Genomic DNA, 13,109 nt, shown 5'->3' with positions numbered 1-13,109 from the left:
TCAGCGGTCTTGTGGCATTCACTGTCCTGGCGTCATGATCAGCCAGGACAGTATTGCCAGATTGATGCATAGCGTTAGCCAGAACACCCGGCGAAATGAAGGTTTGCTCGACTTGTGCCTTAGTAATTGCTGGGCCATCAAGGCACCAGGCCAACCACCCGCCAGCGCCAGCAAGTGCAAGGTGCTTTCCTGTGTGCGCCATGCCGCGCGTTTGGCAGCGGATTTGTCCAGCGCATAGACAACAAAGGTCAGCAGACTGGCCGCCAGATAATACTTCACCATCAAGGTAGACAAGGCTCCGCTGAAGCTGACGTAAGCCAGGAATAAACCAAATGCCAGCAACAAGGTGCCAGTCAGCGCCCAGCCGGAACCATTTTCAGCACGCACTTCCTCTCCCACCAGCCGCACCTCATTGGCAAATGGACGGCCTTGGGCGTCCTTGCCCAGCACATAGGTCACCAAGTCTCCGGGTATGAGCCTGCGTTGATTGCCCGCGCCCTTACGTGTGGGCGCATGTCTGCGCGTAAATGACTTGATATGCAGAAAAACCTGCCGACTGCCATCGTTGGGCAGAATAAAACCATAGCCTTTTTCATCGTCCCACTGCTTGATTTTGCCTTGATACCGCATGCCTGCTAGCGCTCCGTTTTTTGATTCATGTCATGCTTTACTGTTTGGCTAGGCCTTTCCACGCCTCAACCTGCAAGCCGCATGATAGCAGTGGTTGGTGGCTGGCATTTTTTAAGTATGATGGCTGAACGCAGGGCCCGCACTTTATGCCCTGGCATATCCCCCAACGAGCACAATGGAGAGCATCTCATGGCAATGATAGCAATGGCTGTACCAGCGGCAGGTGGCAAATTCCAGCGCGTAGAGCGCCCTATCCCCCAACCCGGCGCGGGTGAACTCTTGATCAAGGTGCATGCCTGTGGCGTCTGCCACAGTGATGCCTTGATTGTTGAAGGCCATTGGCCGGGTTTGCAATATCCGCGCATCCCCGGTCATGAGGTCATAGGCTCGGTAGAGGCAGTAGGGGCAGGAGTAGGCGGCTGGAAAGTGGGAGACCGGGCAGGCGTGGGCTGGTTTGGTGGTGCCTGTGGTCATTGCCAGCACTGTCGTCGCAATGCGCCCTTTGCCTGCAGCCAGGGCGGCGTAACCGGCGGCACCCGTGATGGCGGTTATGCCTCGCACATGCTGGCGGCAGCAAGCGCGGTAGCCCATGTGCCCAGTGATCTGGATGCGGTGGAATCGGCCCCGCTGCTTTGCGCGGGCATCACCACCTTCAACGCCCTGCGCAACTCCGGTGCCCAACCTGGAGATTTGGTCGTGATTCATGGCGTGGGTGGTTTGGGCCATCTAGGCATTCAATTTGCCCATCGCATGGGGTATAGAACCGTGGCGGTCAATCGCGGCCGCGAGAAAGAAGCGCTGGCACGCTCGCTGGGTGCGGATGATTACATTGATAGTGATGCTGGTGACGTGGCGCAGGCCTTGCAGGACCTGGGCGGTGCGCGCGCCATCATTGCCACGGTGACCAATGCCGCAGCCATGAAAGCCATTGTCAAAGGCCTGGGGGTCAATGGCACCATGATGGTGATAGGTGCCGTCGGCGCTTTTGAGGTAGATACGCTGGACCTGCTAGGCAAGCGCGCTGCGGTCAAGGGTTGGTATTCCGGTGTGGCTGCGGACTCTGAAGATACTCTGGCTTTCAGCCAGCTTTTTGATATCCAGTCGCAGAACGAGATTTATCCGCTGGAGCAGGCCCAGGCCGCTTATGACCACATGATGAGTGGCAAGGCCAGGTTCAGGGTGGTATTGAAAGTCAGTTAGATTTAATCCGTCACCCAATATCCATAATTCGAGTGCCGTCATTTGAGCGAAAAAAAGGGCTGTGCATGCACAGCCCAAATTGCTATTCAATGTGAGAAAGATAGCCTATGCACTTTAAAAGTTGCAAGTGACAGCCGCAAGAATCACCGGGCCGTATATGGCCTAGTACTGTCTGCTCATCTAGCCTGTAGCAGTAATCTCTAGCCTGGTTTTACTCAATATTCAGCAAGTAAAAATGGCACAAACCCAGTTTCTTACCGCCATGCTCACGCGGCATTCGCTGTATCGGGCACTTCTGCCTGCATTTCCTGCCAGTGTTCACGTCTGGCTTTCATAATGGCCCAGATACCAGCGGGCACTACTACGCTGGAGGCCACCAGCCATAACAGCAGCAAGAGTGAAAATCCTCCGCCTACCCATGAAAGCAAAACCCCGGAAAATATCATGCTGGCGAGCAGGCAACCCGAAACTCCATAAAAGCGATAGCCCGCATATTGGGTATAGCGCCTGACTTTGGGATTGGGATGCTGGATATTGGCAGAATATACAAAAATGGAAACGCCTATCCAGACAAAGAAAATCGGAAACAAAGGCATGCATAGCGTCGCCAACACCGCACCCAGATTAAATATTTGCGCAGAACGTAGCTGTGATTTGGCACTAAAGGTCAGGCATTGCATAGAATTTCCATAAAGCTAAGGCGTAAACCTATTATGGAAAATAAACTTCATGCTGAATAATGAAACTTAACCGCCAATCAATTCAATATCAATCATATTAAATTTATGGCTTGATTGTGGGCCTGCTACCGCAAGGACTTGGCCTACTGAGCTGGGCATTGTCCAGACGTTTTATTGCAGATATTCCCGCCCTGCATCCGGATGCACAAACTCGTTATGCTGCGACCAATTGGAAGGCGCCTGAGCTACGCGCTGCAAGACCTCTATATATTGCTCCAGCTCGGGACTAGCTCCATCGCGGGGATAAACGAGATAAATGGGGTGGGAAAACTCCGGCACTTCAGGCACTCGCTCCAGCACACCTTCATCCAGAAACTTCTGCACCACGCGGGTACGGAAGTAACCACTGCCGCCATACTCCAGAATATGCAGCAGGGCCAATGGGCCAAGATTGACGGCCATGCCGGCCTTGAAGTGCCCGGACAAGGCCAGATCATGCTGGTTACGGAAACTTTCGCCCCAATCAATAAAGATATAAGGGCCGGGTTTGTGGCATGAGCGTACACAGATGAGCTTTTCTTCGAGTATCTGCATCACCTGCATGCCTGGCCAGTAATCTGGCTCATGTACCAGCGCAGCGTTCAAATCACCCGCCACCATTTGTGCGTGCAAGGTGGCAGGTTCGCCCACCTGACTGCGCACATAAAGCTGGGGAAAGCTTTGTTTGAGGCCTGACACCCATGACAGCAACAAGGGATTCCACAAGCTCATTTCCCCGCCTATGCTCAAGATGGCGTTACTACCTTCGGGAAAAGGCAACATGCGGCGGGCAGACTCCCAGGTCTGGATAATCTGGCTGGCATAGCTGACAAAGCGCGTGCCATGTTCGGTCAGCCTGGCACCAGTCTTATTGCGGATAAACAACTGGCACCCTAGTGCCTGCTCCAGGTTTTTCACCCTGACAGTAATGGCCGTCTGAGTAAGATGCAGCTTCTTGGCAGCATTGATGAAACTCCCTGTGCGGGTAATTTCAATGAAGGTGGTCAACAGGTTGATATCTATCATTAAGATATTTTATATCAACAACCGTTGAGTTTATTTTTCTTGATACTAATGCTTGCAGCACCAAACTCGCCCCCTTCTTACCTCATTTTTTAATGCGTCAGCCTGTACACCACCATTTCACCTCTATGCCTGTTGCAGACTCCTACAATGCAATCAGCGCGCGCCTATCACTCTGGGCCTGAGTCCTTGCTACATTTGGGCACGCAGGTATTTTTGCTAGACGTTTATCGTGGCAGGAGGCCATCATGGACACTCAAATTTTCAATGTGGTGATTGTGGGGCCAGAAGTACACTTCAAGGTACGCTCTGCAGGTAAGCATTATGACTTTGCCTTGACCGAAGGCGCGCTCGCCGCTTGCGCTCGCCAGATAGGGCAAGACGTCCATGAAGATCTGGCCAAGCTGGAAGTGTTTGAGCAGTATGAGGATTACATTCGGCCTATTGTAATGGATATCCTAGATCAGGCCGACCAGCAGGATACGGATGCGTTCATTATAGATACGGCTGACATTGAAATTGCCATCAATAATGGCGCGCTCGCTGCCCAGCAAGCACTGAAAAAATAAACAGAGAACACCCTCACTTTTCTCACAGGCATGCTGAGCACTGGCAGGCGTATTTGCTAGAAATGGTCACCTTTATTGATAACTATTACCGTTTAGATGCTCGCAATAATTAAGGTTATTCAAAGTATGTTTGCCATAGGGTGAATTGCAGAATATTTTGGTCTAGACTTGCAAGCGGCTGCTATATCTTAGTGATTTTAGGTTTTCAAACTAAGACCAGGCAGGTGTGAACTCAGAGATTCAATAAGTAATCAGACGAAAAGTCACTTTTTCTATCCAGCCATTTTCCGCCGGAACAGACTCCACTGCATACTCATTGCCCACCATTCCAATGGCCGCTACGACAATTTTCTGAAATTTTTCCAGCGCAGTTGCAGAGGTATCAATAGGCAGGATGCTAAACCCGGCACCCGCCTCCAATGCCTCAACTTGGTGCAAAGGTGATGCGGTCTTAAAATCGTCTAAGGTAGCCATGTTTTGATTCAGTCATGTGATTCAATCATGAGATGCATCATCATGGAAAATTCAGCACCTCTACACTATCCCCCATAGGCTGAAATGCGCGTAGGAAAGCATTAATTATTTCTGCGATCTATTGCGCGGAATATTTCAATTTTTTCACATTCAGCACTTCTTAACTCAAATTAACAATTGCCTTAACCCATACTCCATCAGGGTTAATTTTGCACTTTCATGATTATCGGTCAGCAGCTTTTGCAGCTGCTTGTGATACTCTCTTGCTCACTATCGTATTGAGAAAAACCTATGCAACACATTTGCTTAGTTGCCTTGGGGGGTGCATTAGGCTCCCTGGCCAGATACAAATTATCCGGATTAATTTTGCAGCAGGCAGCACAGCTCAAATTTCCCTTGGGTACTTTCACTGTCAATATTCTGGGCTGCCTGGTAATTGGAGCGCTGGCAGGATTAGCGAGAGAAGTGGCAGTTTTAGCACTGAATGGCGATTATTTTTGTTTACCGGATTGCTGGGTGGATTTACAACATTTTCGGCATTCGGTTTAGAAACCATGATGTTAGTTAAGCAGGGAGAATGGGTTATTGCGCTCAGTTATATCTCACTCAGCATCATAGTCGGTTTGGCTTTATTGTTTGCAGGATATTACTTGCTTAAATAAAACACCCTGCTGCCGCTTAGAATAAAAAGCTAATTCACAAATCTTTGAAATTACCAAAGGCGCTTTTATAAATCGCCCTTGGTATTTTTTTCTTTATTTTTTATTTTATTTACCTATAATCACCAACTTAAGCAGATATAAATACGTTTTACCGCTAAATTTTCTGCTTGATTTAGTGCTGATGCGCACTAATATTTTTTTCACTTTACTACTATAAGGACACCATTTTAATGGCTACCACTACCACCAAAAGAGAGAAACTTCAGCAAAAAATCGATGCATTGACTCAACAATTGCAACAACTGGAACAACCCTCCCAGCAACTGACCCGCAAGAGTGAAGGCGTGCCGGAAGTGATTGCAGCTTTTGATGCGGCAGTGAAGATTAACAAGACAACTCCGGTGGAATTATTTGAATTGTTGTTGAAGGCCAAGCGCACTGGCTTGACCTTGATCAAGAAAGACGCTGTTTAATCTAGTCAGAGCAAATTCTGCCTAGTGTGCGGTAGAACGATGCAAGCTTGGTTGTTCGATATGGCTTGTCGTTCTGCCGCTAGTTTTACTGGCTTTACCCCAGATTTACCCCGGCTTTAGCTGCATCTGGTTCTGCGTATTCACCCTCATGGTGATGCCCGATTGGCGGCAAGCCATCACGCATTCACTATGCAACTCTTCCTGCCGCTCAGCATTCCTCGCAAACTTGGCTACCGCTTAGACAATGCATACGCACTGCTATCAAGACTTGTTTGGCCAAGCGTTCCACCTCTACTGATTAAGACTCTGCTCAGCCATGAATAGGCAGCAAACCCGCAGCGTAAACAGGCACTGAAAAAAATTTAAAATATTTTGCGTTGTGAGGTCAGGGTTTTGCTTGCTGGACAGTTATATAGGTAAGCAGCGTGATTTGGTCTTGATCATTAGCTGCGATAGCTGAACCTCTCTTAATATTAAACGCTGGCATGAGCAGTCAGTAGTGCAAGACTGCTTATGCCGCGCTTCTTTACGTTCAGCGCCTGCTGGCTCTCGGGCAATATGCGGGAATTACAGCAGCCAATCTATAGGCAATATAGACAGCATTTTCACTGTGAAACGTTGCAGCCAAGTGGTGCCAGGGTCCACGTCATAGCGCTGCTCTACGCCATGCTCAAAAGACTGCCAATACAACTTTTCATGGGCATCTAGCCTCACCTGATAAGCACCTTGCGGCACGCTGGTCGCAAAAATCTCTTGCACTTTTTTAGCCAGACGCGGGCTTTCGATGACAAAACCCAGCTCGGTATTGAGCCTGGCCGAGCGTGGGTCAAAATTGAATGAGCCTATAAATACGCGCTCGCCATCTATGGTGAATGTCTTGGCATGCAGGCTGGAGCCTGAGCTACCAAACGGCCCCAGATAATTGGCCATGCTTGCGGAACTGCCTTGAGCACGCATTTCGTAGAGCTGAATGCCGGCTTGCAACAGCGGCACACGCCACTTGGCATAACCTGCATGCACCGCAGCCACATCGGTAGACTCAAGCGCATTGGTCAGTATGCGTACTTGTACGCCACGTTTAGCCATGGCAGAAAAGCCATCCACGCCGACCTGGGTGGGCACAAAATAAGGCGAGACCAGATCAACACTCTGGCGCGGGCTGCGTAGTATGCGTGCGAGGTCGACTATCATCAGCTCATCCTTGGGTACATCTCCAAGAATCTTGGCCGGACTATCACTGAGCAACTCCACCTTGGCCCAATCGAAATCCTGGCGCCCATCAAGAAAATCGCGAATAAACTGGCTTTCGCTGAGCGCCTTGAGATAGCCTTCCCCGGTCACGGTTTGCTCAGCGCGTGCTGCCGCTGCCGTCAGCGCCTCCAATTCGCCAGCTACCGGGGCTGGCAACAAAACACTGGCCGGATAGGCCGAGGCGCTGGCCCAATAGCGATCAAAATCTTTGGAGGTGTCATTGACCACCTGCCTATGGCCATTACATCCAGATCAGCAAACAGCACACCTTCACTGGCACCAAAATACTCATCACCGACATTGCGCCCACCTATGATGGTGACCTGATTGTCTGCGGTGTAAGACTTGTTATGCATGCGCCGATTGAGGCGGAAAAAATCCGTCAGATAACCTAGGCGCTTAAAGGTACGGAAGGGGAAGGGATTAAATAGCCGCACTTCAATTTGAGGATGACTATCCAGCGCCGCCAGCCTGGCATCCATACTGCTATTGATGCCGTTGTCATCAATCAACAAACGCACGCGGACACCACGCTCGGCGGCTTGATGCAGTGCGTGCAGCAATAGAATGCCAGTATTGTCGTTACGCCAGATGTAATACTGCACATCCAGGGTTTTCTGCGCGGAGTTGGCCAGCAGAATACGTGCAGCAAATGCGCTATAGGCATCCACCAAGGCATAATGCCCGATTGATCCGCATGGCTGCGCAGCAGGGGTGACATGGTCTGCCCCAGCATGGTATCTACCGAGGCATCAGGCGTGAGCGCCTGTGAAGGTGGTTTATCTTGCAGCCGGACTTGTGGTAGCGCACAGCCGACCATGGACAATAGCAAAGGTAGCAGTAACACCCAGTGTTTGCATTGCAGCAAAGAGGGCCGCAAGCACAGTCTCCTTACGGCAACAACTACCAAGTTACACGCTCCATACGGCCTCTCCTACTCTTGCCATGCAGGACCAGCCTGCGGAATTTTTAGCTTAACCCAGGGTCAACATTCAGTCTGGCTTTGGTCAAGAGGGTGCAGCATGCCAAGCGCGAGATGTTTTCCCTCTGATGCCATCGCCATCAACAAGAGAAAGAGATGACGCATGACAGAACCCAAACTGATATTGCCTCTATATCCTGTGACTGACATCACCATAGGCCCATTACCCGAGCATCGTATGATAGTGCTGCGGCCGGATTTTCTAGCACCTCTGACGCCATCACTGTCGCAATCACAGTCTCAAACCGTGAACAGCAAGCAAACTGCTAATAAGCGTCAAGCTGCGAGGGCCACTCCAGTCGCGCAGCAAGGCCGCACTTATGTACTCAGCCGCTCGCAGGCGCGCTATCTGCAGGAGCAATTACAACGCAGCCTGCAGATTCTCGATGCGGAACTGAGTGAGCATACGGGCGCAGAAACAACTAGCTCGCGCCCCGCGCAGCCTGATCGGTAGCCGCTTACTTAATGACCCCGCAGGCGACTCGCCCTGCCCCACCGCCCAGCTTTTCTGGATGATCTGAATGATTATCCCCACCCGCATGAATGATCAAGCATGGCCATTCACGTCCTTGAGCTTGAGGCGTGGCGCCAGTACGGGCTGGTTGGCAGCGCCGCTTTCATCGACAAATAGCGGTGGCAGGTCACCCAGGTGACCATCCCCCAGGGTGTGCCATGCTTGTTGGCATTGGCGGGGTCCAGATGGCCGCCCGCACCGCCTGCGGCCACTTTCTTGCCATCTTTTTCATTGGTATCGCAGCTGGGGTTTTGATGCAGGTGGAAACCATGCAGACCTGGGGTCAAGCCTTTCAGCGCAGGGGTAAACACTACGCCAAACTTGCTTTCGGTCACCAATACCTGGCCCAGGGATTCACCTACGCCGGACTCATCCACCAATCGAACTGGCACGGCAATATCGGCCAGGGCCAGGTTGCTTAAAAACATACTTGTGAACAGCAGGGGCAATGCCCATTGTGATTTCATAACTTCTCCTATTGTTGGTATTGGTCGAGTCCAGTGAACACGGTGGTATTTAAAACAAGTGCTTAAACCCTATGCTCAGCACACAGGCATCAACACCGCCATCATCCCGCTTGCAAACGTCAAGGGCTAGCCCTATGACATCAGGAAAAATTGAACAATTCAGCCTGACGATAATCAATGCATAATATCAAGCGAATCGGCAACCTTGCCAATAATAAAGACAATAGGAGATCCCATGAATTCAAGCCATGCAAAGCGCTGGAGCAGCCAAGTATGGATGTGGTTGGGCATTGCTGCTTTAATTGCACTGGCCTTGCTCTACTACGCGTTGGCACCCAGCCCTATCGCCAATAGTGCAGAACAAAAGGCAGACCGCTCCGCTATCAAGGATTGCTGGAAGCGTCACCAGAATTCGCCCTTGTCCCCCACTGAGCTGAAGTTTGTGGCCGAGGCCTGCGAATTCATGGAAAACGAATTCATCCTCAAATATCGTCAAAACCCCTAAATCTACAATCTATATCACGCTATTGAATCTGTGCTCCAGCTATGTTTGGGGCCAGCTTAGAGTAGGTGGCTTTTTGTAGCAGGAAATAATTATTATCCCTATGTGAAATGTCACTACCGAGCGCTAGGGAATATGTTAAAAAGCTAAATGCTGCTACGAGTTAAAAGACGAAGGCAATATAAACAGCAGCAAACTAAAAGATTCGGGGAAGCTTAGCTAGGAAAATAAACAGACTATGGAAAGAATTCCACTGCTACAGGCACAAGTGAATGCGCTCTCTTTGCAATTGAATCAACGCACGCTGGAAAGTCTGGAGTATAGACTCTTGATGAAAGCAGTGGTGGATTCCCACCCTGACAAAAGTGCTTTGCGCTCCTCGATTATTCAACAGCGTGACAAGCTTCTACGACAAGGCTTGATAGGCAGTAGCATTGAGGGTGGTGACGACTACCTCAACAGTTATATTGAGAAGTGGCTGGCGCTTTGCAACGATTAAGTATTCACTGCGGTGCTTCAATCCGCTCTCATCTGCTTGAACTCAATACTGCAGTAACCTGAACGTTGCGCCTGGGCTGGCGTGCCCATGACTTTGTAGGCATTGCCCGCATAATGCAATGCCTCTTCTGCCACCACCTGAAAATCTTCCAGCGCGCCTTCGCTGTCATCCGTGGGCAACAAGGTGAAGCCTGTGCCTGCAAGGTGACCTTGTGATGGGGTGAAGGGGTTTTAAGCTTGGTAACTAGGCTATCCATGCCAACTCCTCTGTGATTGTCATTGAGATTTGCCAGTCAGTTTTCACTAGCAAGCGATAGGTTTTACTGCAACAGCTTGACTCAACTCACTACTTTTCTACATACCCTGCCAGCGCCTCAATGCTGACAGCGGCAGAGCTCAAATCTGGCCGTTCTGCCTCAAACTGCGCCTTGCCTAGGCGATAGGCTTCTTCCACATCCGCTGCATTGATCTGACTGCTCCACAGTGGCGCCGCTTCATCCGCTGCGGCTTTTTCACGTACATTGATTTGAAACAATCCCATACTTCACCTCAGTATTTGTACAAACGCTATACATAAATTAATGGCGCACGGCGCTTTCAGTCTTGTTTGATACATGTCCACGCCAGCCGCCAGCAGGGGCTTTGCGCGATTCCAGCAGTTCACGATAGCGTTGCAAATCTTCACCCAGTTTGCGCTCTATGATGCTGGTCACGCGCTCTGGCATCTCGCCGCTGCCAAACTCAATCTCAATATGCACGCGGGTGGCATGTTGTTCTACATGCTGAAATGACACTACCCCTGCATTACTGATGCCAGAAACACTACGCCAAGCAATATGGTCATCGGGCACCTGATCTATGATTTCAACTTCACACTCACCTGCGAGGCCACCCAGTTGGGCCAGCCACCAGATATGCGTGTCATCGAGTTGTCTGACGTTGATGACGCTGTGCATGAAATTGGGGAAAGTCTCAAATTGCGTCCACTGGTTATAGGCAATATTGACAGGGACGTTGACATCGATGGTCTTCTCTATGGTGGGCATGATGGACTCCAATCGGTCTACAATGATCTGATGCATAGGTAACAAGCCTCTCACTCACCATTTGCTTTGCGCCCAGCGCTCGCTTTGCGGGTTCAAGACTGATGCCATCAGTGTAAGCAGTGCTGGCCACAGGCATGAGCTAGCCTAGTCCTAATTTTCTGTCAGATATTGCAACCGCTTTGTTTGCCCTCGACACAAAATAAGCCCAGCTGGTGCAAGCACTTAATGAAACTTGCACCTGGCATTAACCCGCATAAACGCTGTGATTTATCGCCAGTTAATGGCGAAATTTCATTTAAAAAGTTGCAAATCTACACATTCTTGGGTTAATTTCACACGGCCTGTGGACGACGGCATGGCGTAGACCCCTATGCCCGTCCGCGCGCGTTTCTCATCTCAAGCACGTTGAAAGGTGTCACCCCCGGATGGAGCATACCCCCCTAATCGCCACCATCGTTGGAGGTCTAGTGCTTGCCTTTGTTTTTGGCATGCTCGCCAACCGCCTGCGCATGCCACCGCTGGTAGGCTATTTGATTGCCGGGGTGGTGGTTGGCCCTTACACCCCAGGGTTTGTTGCTGATGCGCACTTAGCCCAGGAGCTGGCAGAAATTGGCGTGATTCTGCTGATGTTTGGCGTGGGGCTGCATTTTTCCCTGCGTGATCTGCTCTCGGTCAAATCCATTGCCATCCCCGGTGCTATCGTACAAATTGCCATTGCCACACTGCTGGGCCTGACCCTGGCATTGGCCATAGGCTGGCCCTTGGGCGAAGGCCTTATTTTCGGCCTGGCCTTATCCACGGCCAGTACCGTGGTTTTGCTCACCGCCTTGCAGGAAAGACGCATACTGGAAACCAAGCGCGGCCAGATTGCCATAGGCTGGCTGATTGTTGAGGATATAGCCATGGTGCTGACGCTGGTGATGGTGCCAGCCTTGAGTGGCATGCTGGGAGGTCAGGGTAATGATCTAGATGGCAGCGAGCTTTTCAGCACGCTAGCCTTGACCATAGGCAAGGTGGTGGCTTTTGTTGCCGTGATGCTCATCGTTGGCCGACGCGTGATTCCCTGGTTGCTGGCGCGCACTGCCGCCACTGGTTCACGTGAGTTATTCCGCCTGGCGGTGCTGGCGATTGCGCTTGGCTTTGCCTTGGGTGCCACTTATATCTTTGGTGTGTCGTTTGCGTTGGGGGCATTCTTTGCCGGCATGATACTCAGCGAGTCAGAACTCAGTCACCGCGCTGCCGAAGAATCCTTGCCCCTGCGTGATGCGTTTGCAGTGCTGTTTTTTGTTTCGGTGGGCATGCTGTTTGATCCGTCCATCCTGATTCGTGAGCCCTGGCTGATTCTCGCCACCTTGTTCATTATCGTGATTGGTAAATCGCTGGCGGCATTTGCCATTGTGCTCGCCTTCCGCCACCCGCTGGGCACTGCCCTCACCATCTCAGCCAGCCTGGCACAGATAGGCGAGTTCTCCTTTATTCTCGCCACGCTGGGTATTTCACTGGGGCTGTTGTCTGATACTGGCCGCGATCTCATTCTCAGCGGCGCTATTCTTTCCATCCTGATCAATCCCTTATTGTTTGTTGGCCTCGACAAGCTCAAGCCCTGGTTATTGCAGCGTGAGGAAAAACGTCCGCTCAAGGGTGAGAGTGGCACGCGCACCATTTCCTATCCTTATCTGCATGCCCATGCCGTGCTGGTGGGTTATGGCCGTGTGGGCCGTCTGGTTGGCGCTTCGCTGGTGCAGCAGGATCAACTTTATCGTGCTGGAAGATCAGCCTGAAGTGGTGCAGGCCTTGCGTGAACAAGGCACGCCTGCCTTATGCGGCAATGCCGCCGCCCCAGGCATGATGGAGGCCGCCAACCTCAAATCCGCACGCTGGCTGCTGGTGGCCATCCCTGACGCCTTGGAAGCCGGACACATCATAGAATATGCCCGCAAGATCAATCCGCAGATTGAAATTGTCGCCAGAGCGCATTCCGACGCGCAGATAGCGCACCTGGAAAAGCATGGTGCTTCCTACACCATCATGGGCGAGCGTGAAATTGCCAAAGGCATGGCCAACTGGGTGCGTGCTGGCGTTGAGTGGTAGGCTTTAGC

At 51.2% G+C, this 13,109-nt stretch carries 17 protein-coding genes and 1 pseudogene; 8 read left to right on the top strand and 10 right to left on the bottom strand.

Annotated features, from left to right (window positions below; translation table 11 throughout):
* Positions 1 to 18 precede the first annotated feature (18 nt).
* Entirely contained in the window at positions 19 to 630 is a 612-nt protein-coding gene (locus JCM2850_RS07655; RefSeq protein WP_025870916.1) for a DUF1294 domain-containing protein, read from the bottom strand.
* A 189-nt stretch (positions 631 to 819) separates the two neighbouring features.
* On the opposite strand from JCM2850_RS07655, the gene JCM2850_RS07650 reads away from it, so the two are divergent.
* Positions 820 to 1,830 (top strand): alcohol dehydrogenase, encoded by a 1,011-nt coding sequence (locus JCM2850_RS07650; protein WP_199898276.1) that lies wholly within the window; start codon positions 820 to 822, stop codon positions 1,828 to 1,830.
* A 266-nt stretch (positions 1,831 to 2,096) separates the two neighbouring features.
* Here the strand turns inward: JCM2850_RS07650 and JCM2850_RS07645 are convergent, their stop codons facing one another.
* Both JCM2850_RS07645 and JCM2850_RS07635 read right to left on the bottom strand, forming a co-directional pair.
* Positions 2,097 to 2,510 (bottom strand): hypothetical protein, encoded by a 414-nt coding sequence (locus tag JCM2850_RS07645; RefSeq protein WP_025870913.1) that lies wholly within the window; start codon positions 2,508 to 2,510, stop codon positions 2,097 to 2,099.
* Positions 2,511 to 2,681: 171 nt separating this feature from the next.
* The gene (locus tag JCM2850_RS07635; RefSeq protein WP_199898275.1) at positions 2,682 to 3,575 is read right to left on the bottom strand and encodes a LysR family transcriptional regulator; all 894 of its coding nucleotides are present in this window, start codon (positions 3,573 to 3,575) and stop codon (positions 2,682 to 2,684) included.
* 245 nt (positions 3,576 to 3,820) lie between these two features.
* Between JCM2850_RS07635 and JCM2850_RS07630 the strand changes: the two genes are divergently transcribed.
* A complete protein-coding gene (locus tag JCM2850_RS07630) occupies positions 3,821 to 4,141 on the top strand; it encodes a hypothetical protein (protein WP_025870909.1) in 321 nt (106 codons plus the stop codon).
* A 240-nt stretch (positions 4,142 to 4,381) separates the two neighbouring features.
* Here the strand turns inward: JCM2850_RS07630 and JCM2850_RS07625 are convergent, their stop codons facing one another.
* Entirely contained in the window at positions 4,382 to 4,615 is a 234-nt protein-coding gene (locus tag JCM2850_RS07625; RefSeq protein ID WP_025870907.1) for a hypothetical protein, read from the bottom strand.
* Between the two features lie 209 nt (positions 4,616 to 4,824).
* Here JCM2850_RS07625 and JCM2850_RS24265 point away from each other — a divergent pair, with 209 nt between their 5' ends.
* A complete protein-coding gene (locus JCM2850_RS24265) occupies positions 4,825 to 5,277 on the top strand; it encodes a fluoride efflux transporter FluC (RefSeq protein ID WP_439645852.1) in 453 nt (150 codons plus the stop codon).
* Positions 5,278 to 5,507: 230 nt separating this feature from the next.
* The gene (locus tag JCM2850_RS07615) at positions 5,508 to 5,750 is read left to right on the top strand and encodes a hypothetical protein (protein WP_025870905.1); all 243 of its coding nucleotides are present in this window, start codon (positions 5,508 to 5,510) and stop codon (positions 5,748 to 5,750) included.
* Positions 5,751 to 6,317: 567 nt separating this feature from the next.
* On the opposite strand, the gene JCM2850_RS21840 is transcribed toward JCM2850_RS07615, so the two are convergent.
* A complete protein-coding gene (locus JCM2850_RS21840; RefSeq protein WP_199898274.1) occupies positions 6,318 to 7,229 on the bottom strand; it encodes a phospholipase D-like domain-containing protein in 912 nt (303 codons plus the stop codon).
* On the bottom strand, positions 7,142 to 7,672 hold the full coding sequence (locus JCM2850_RS21835; RefSeq protein WP_234406164.1) for a phospholipase D-like domain-containing protein: 531 nt from the start codon (positions 7,670 to 7,672) through the stop codon (positions 7,142 to 7,144). Before JCM2850_RS21835 ends, JCM2850_RS21840 begins: the two co-directional genes overlap by 88 nt.
* Positions 7,673 to 8,086: 414 nt before the next feature.
* On the opposite strand from JCM2850_RS21835, the gene JCM2850_RS07605 reads away from it, so the two are divergent.
* Entirely contained in the window at positions 8,087 to 8,437 is a 351-nt protein-coding gene (locus JCM2850_RS07605; RefSeq protein ID WP_025870903.1) for a hypothetical protein, read from the top strand.
* A gap of 107 nt (positions 8,438 to 8,544) precedes the next feature.
* Here the strand turns inward: JCM2850_RS07605 and JCM2850_RS17955 are convergent, their stop codons facing one another.
* On the bottom strand, positions 8,545 to 8,964 hold the full coding sequence (locus JCM2850_RS17955) for a superoxide dismutase family protein (protein ID WP_369384862.1): 420 nt from the start codon (positions 8,962 to 8,964) through the stop codon (positions 8,545 to 8,547).
* Positions 8,965 to 9,199: 235 nt separating this feature from the next.
* Here JCM2850_RS17955 and JCM2850_RS07590 point away from each other — a divergent pair, with 235 nt between their 5' ends.
* Complete coding sequence (locus JCM2850_RS07590) at positions 9,200 to 9,469, top strand: hypothetical protein (RefSeq protein ID WP_148301214.1); 270 nt, start codon at positions 9,200 to 9,202, stop codon at positions 9,467 to 9,469.
* Between the two features lie 235 nt (positions 9,470 to 9,704).
* The gene (locus JCM2850_RS07585; RefSeq protein ID WP_025870899.1) at positions 9,705 to 9,965 is read left to right on the top strand and encodes a hypothetical protein; all 261 of its coding nucleotides are present in this window, start codon (positions 9,705 to 9,707) and stop codon (positions 9,963 to 9,965) included.
* Between the two features lie 17 nt (positions 9,966 to 9,982).
* Here JCM2850_RS07585 and JCM2850_RS21605 read toward each other — a convergent pair whose 3' ends face one another.
* From JCM2850_RS21605 to JCM2850_RS07570, 3 genes are all read right to left on the bottom strand, one after another.
* Positions 9,983 to 10,147: a hypothetical protein gene (locus tag JCM2850_RS21605; RefSeq protein WP_159105137.1), complete on the bottom strand. Its 165-nt coding sequence runs from the start codon at positions 10,145 to 10,147 to the stop codon at positions 9,983 to 9,985.
* 163 nt (positions 10,148 to 10,310) lie between these two features.
* A complete protein-coding gene (locus tag JCM2850_RS07575; RefSeq protein WP_025870898.1) occupies positions 10,311 to 10,505 on the bottom strand; it encodes a hypothetical protein in 195 nt (64 codons plus the stop codon).
* Positions 10,506 to 10,542: 37 nt separating this feature from the next.
* Positions 10,543 to 11,046: an SRPBCC family protein gene (locus tag JCM2850_RS07570; protein WP_051525313.1), complete on the bottom strand. Its 504-nt coding sequence runs from the start codon at positions 11,044 to 11,046 to the stop codon at positions 10,543 to 10,545.
* 389 nt (positions 11,047 to 11,435) lie between these two features.
* Between JCM2850_RS07570 and ybaL the strand changes: the two are divergent.
* Positions 11,436 to 13,101, top strand: a pseudogene (gene ybaL / locus JCM2850_RS17950) (YbaL family putative K(+) efflux transporter).
* Positions 13,102 to 13,109 lie beyond the last annotated feature (8 nt).

This window comes from Methylobacillus glycogenes JCM 2850 (assembly GCF_000617925.1).
GTDB lineage: Bacteria > Pseudomonadota > Gammaproteobacteria > Burkholderiales > Methylophilaceae > Methylobacillus > Methylobacillus glycogenes.
Note: the sequence above shows the minus strand (reverse complement) of the source record. Positions and strands in the feature narration are given on the sequence as shown.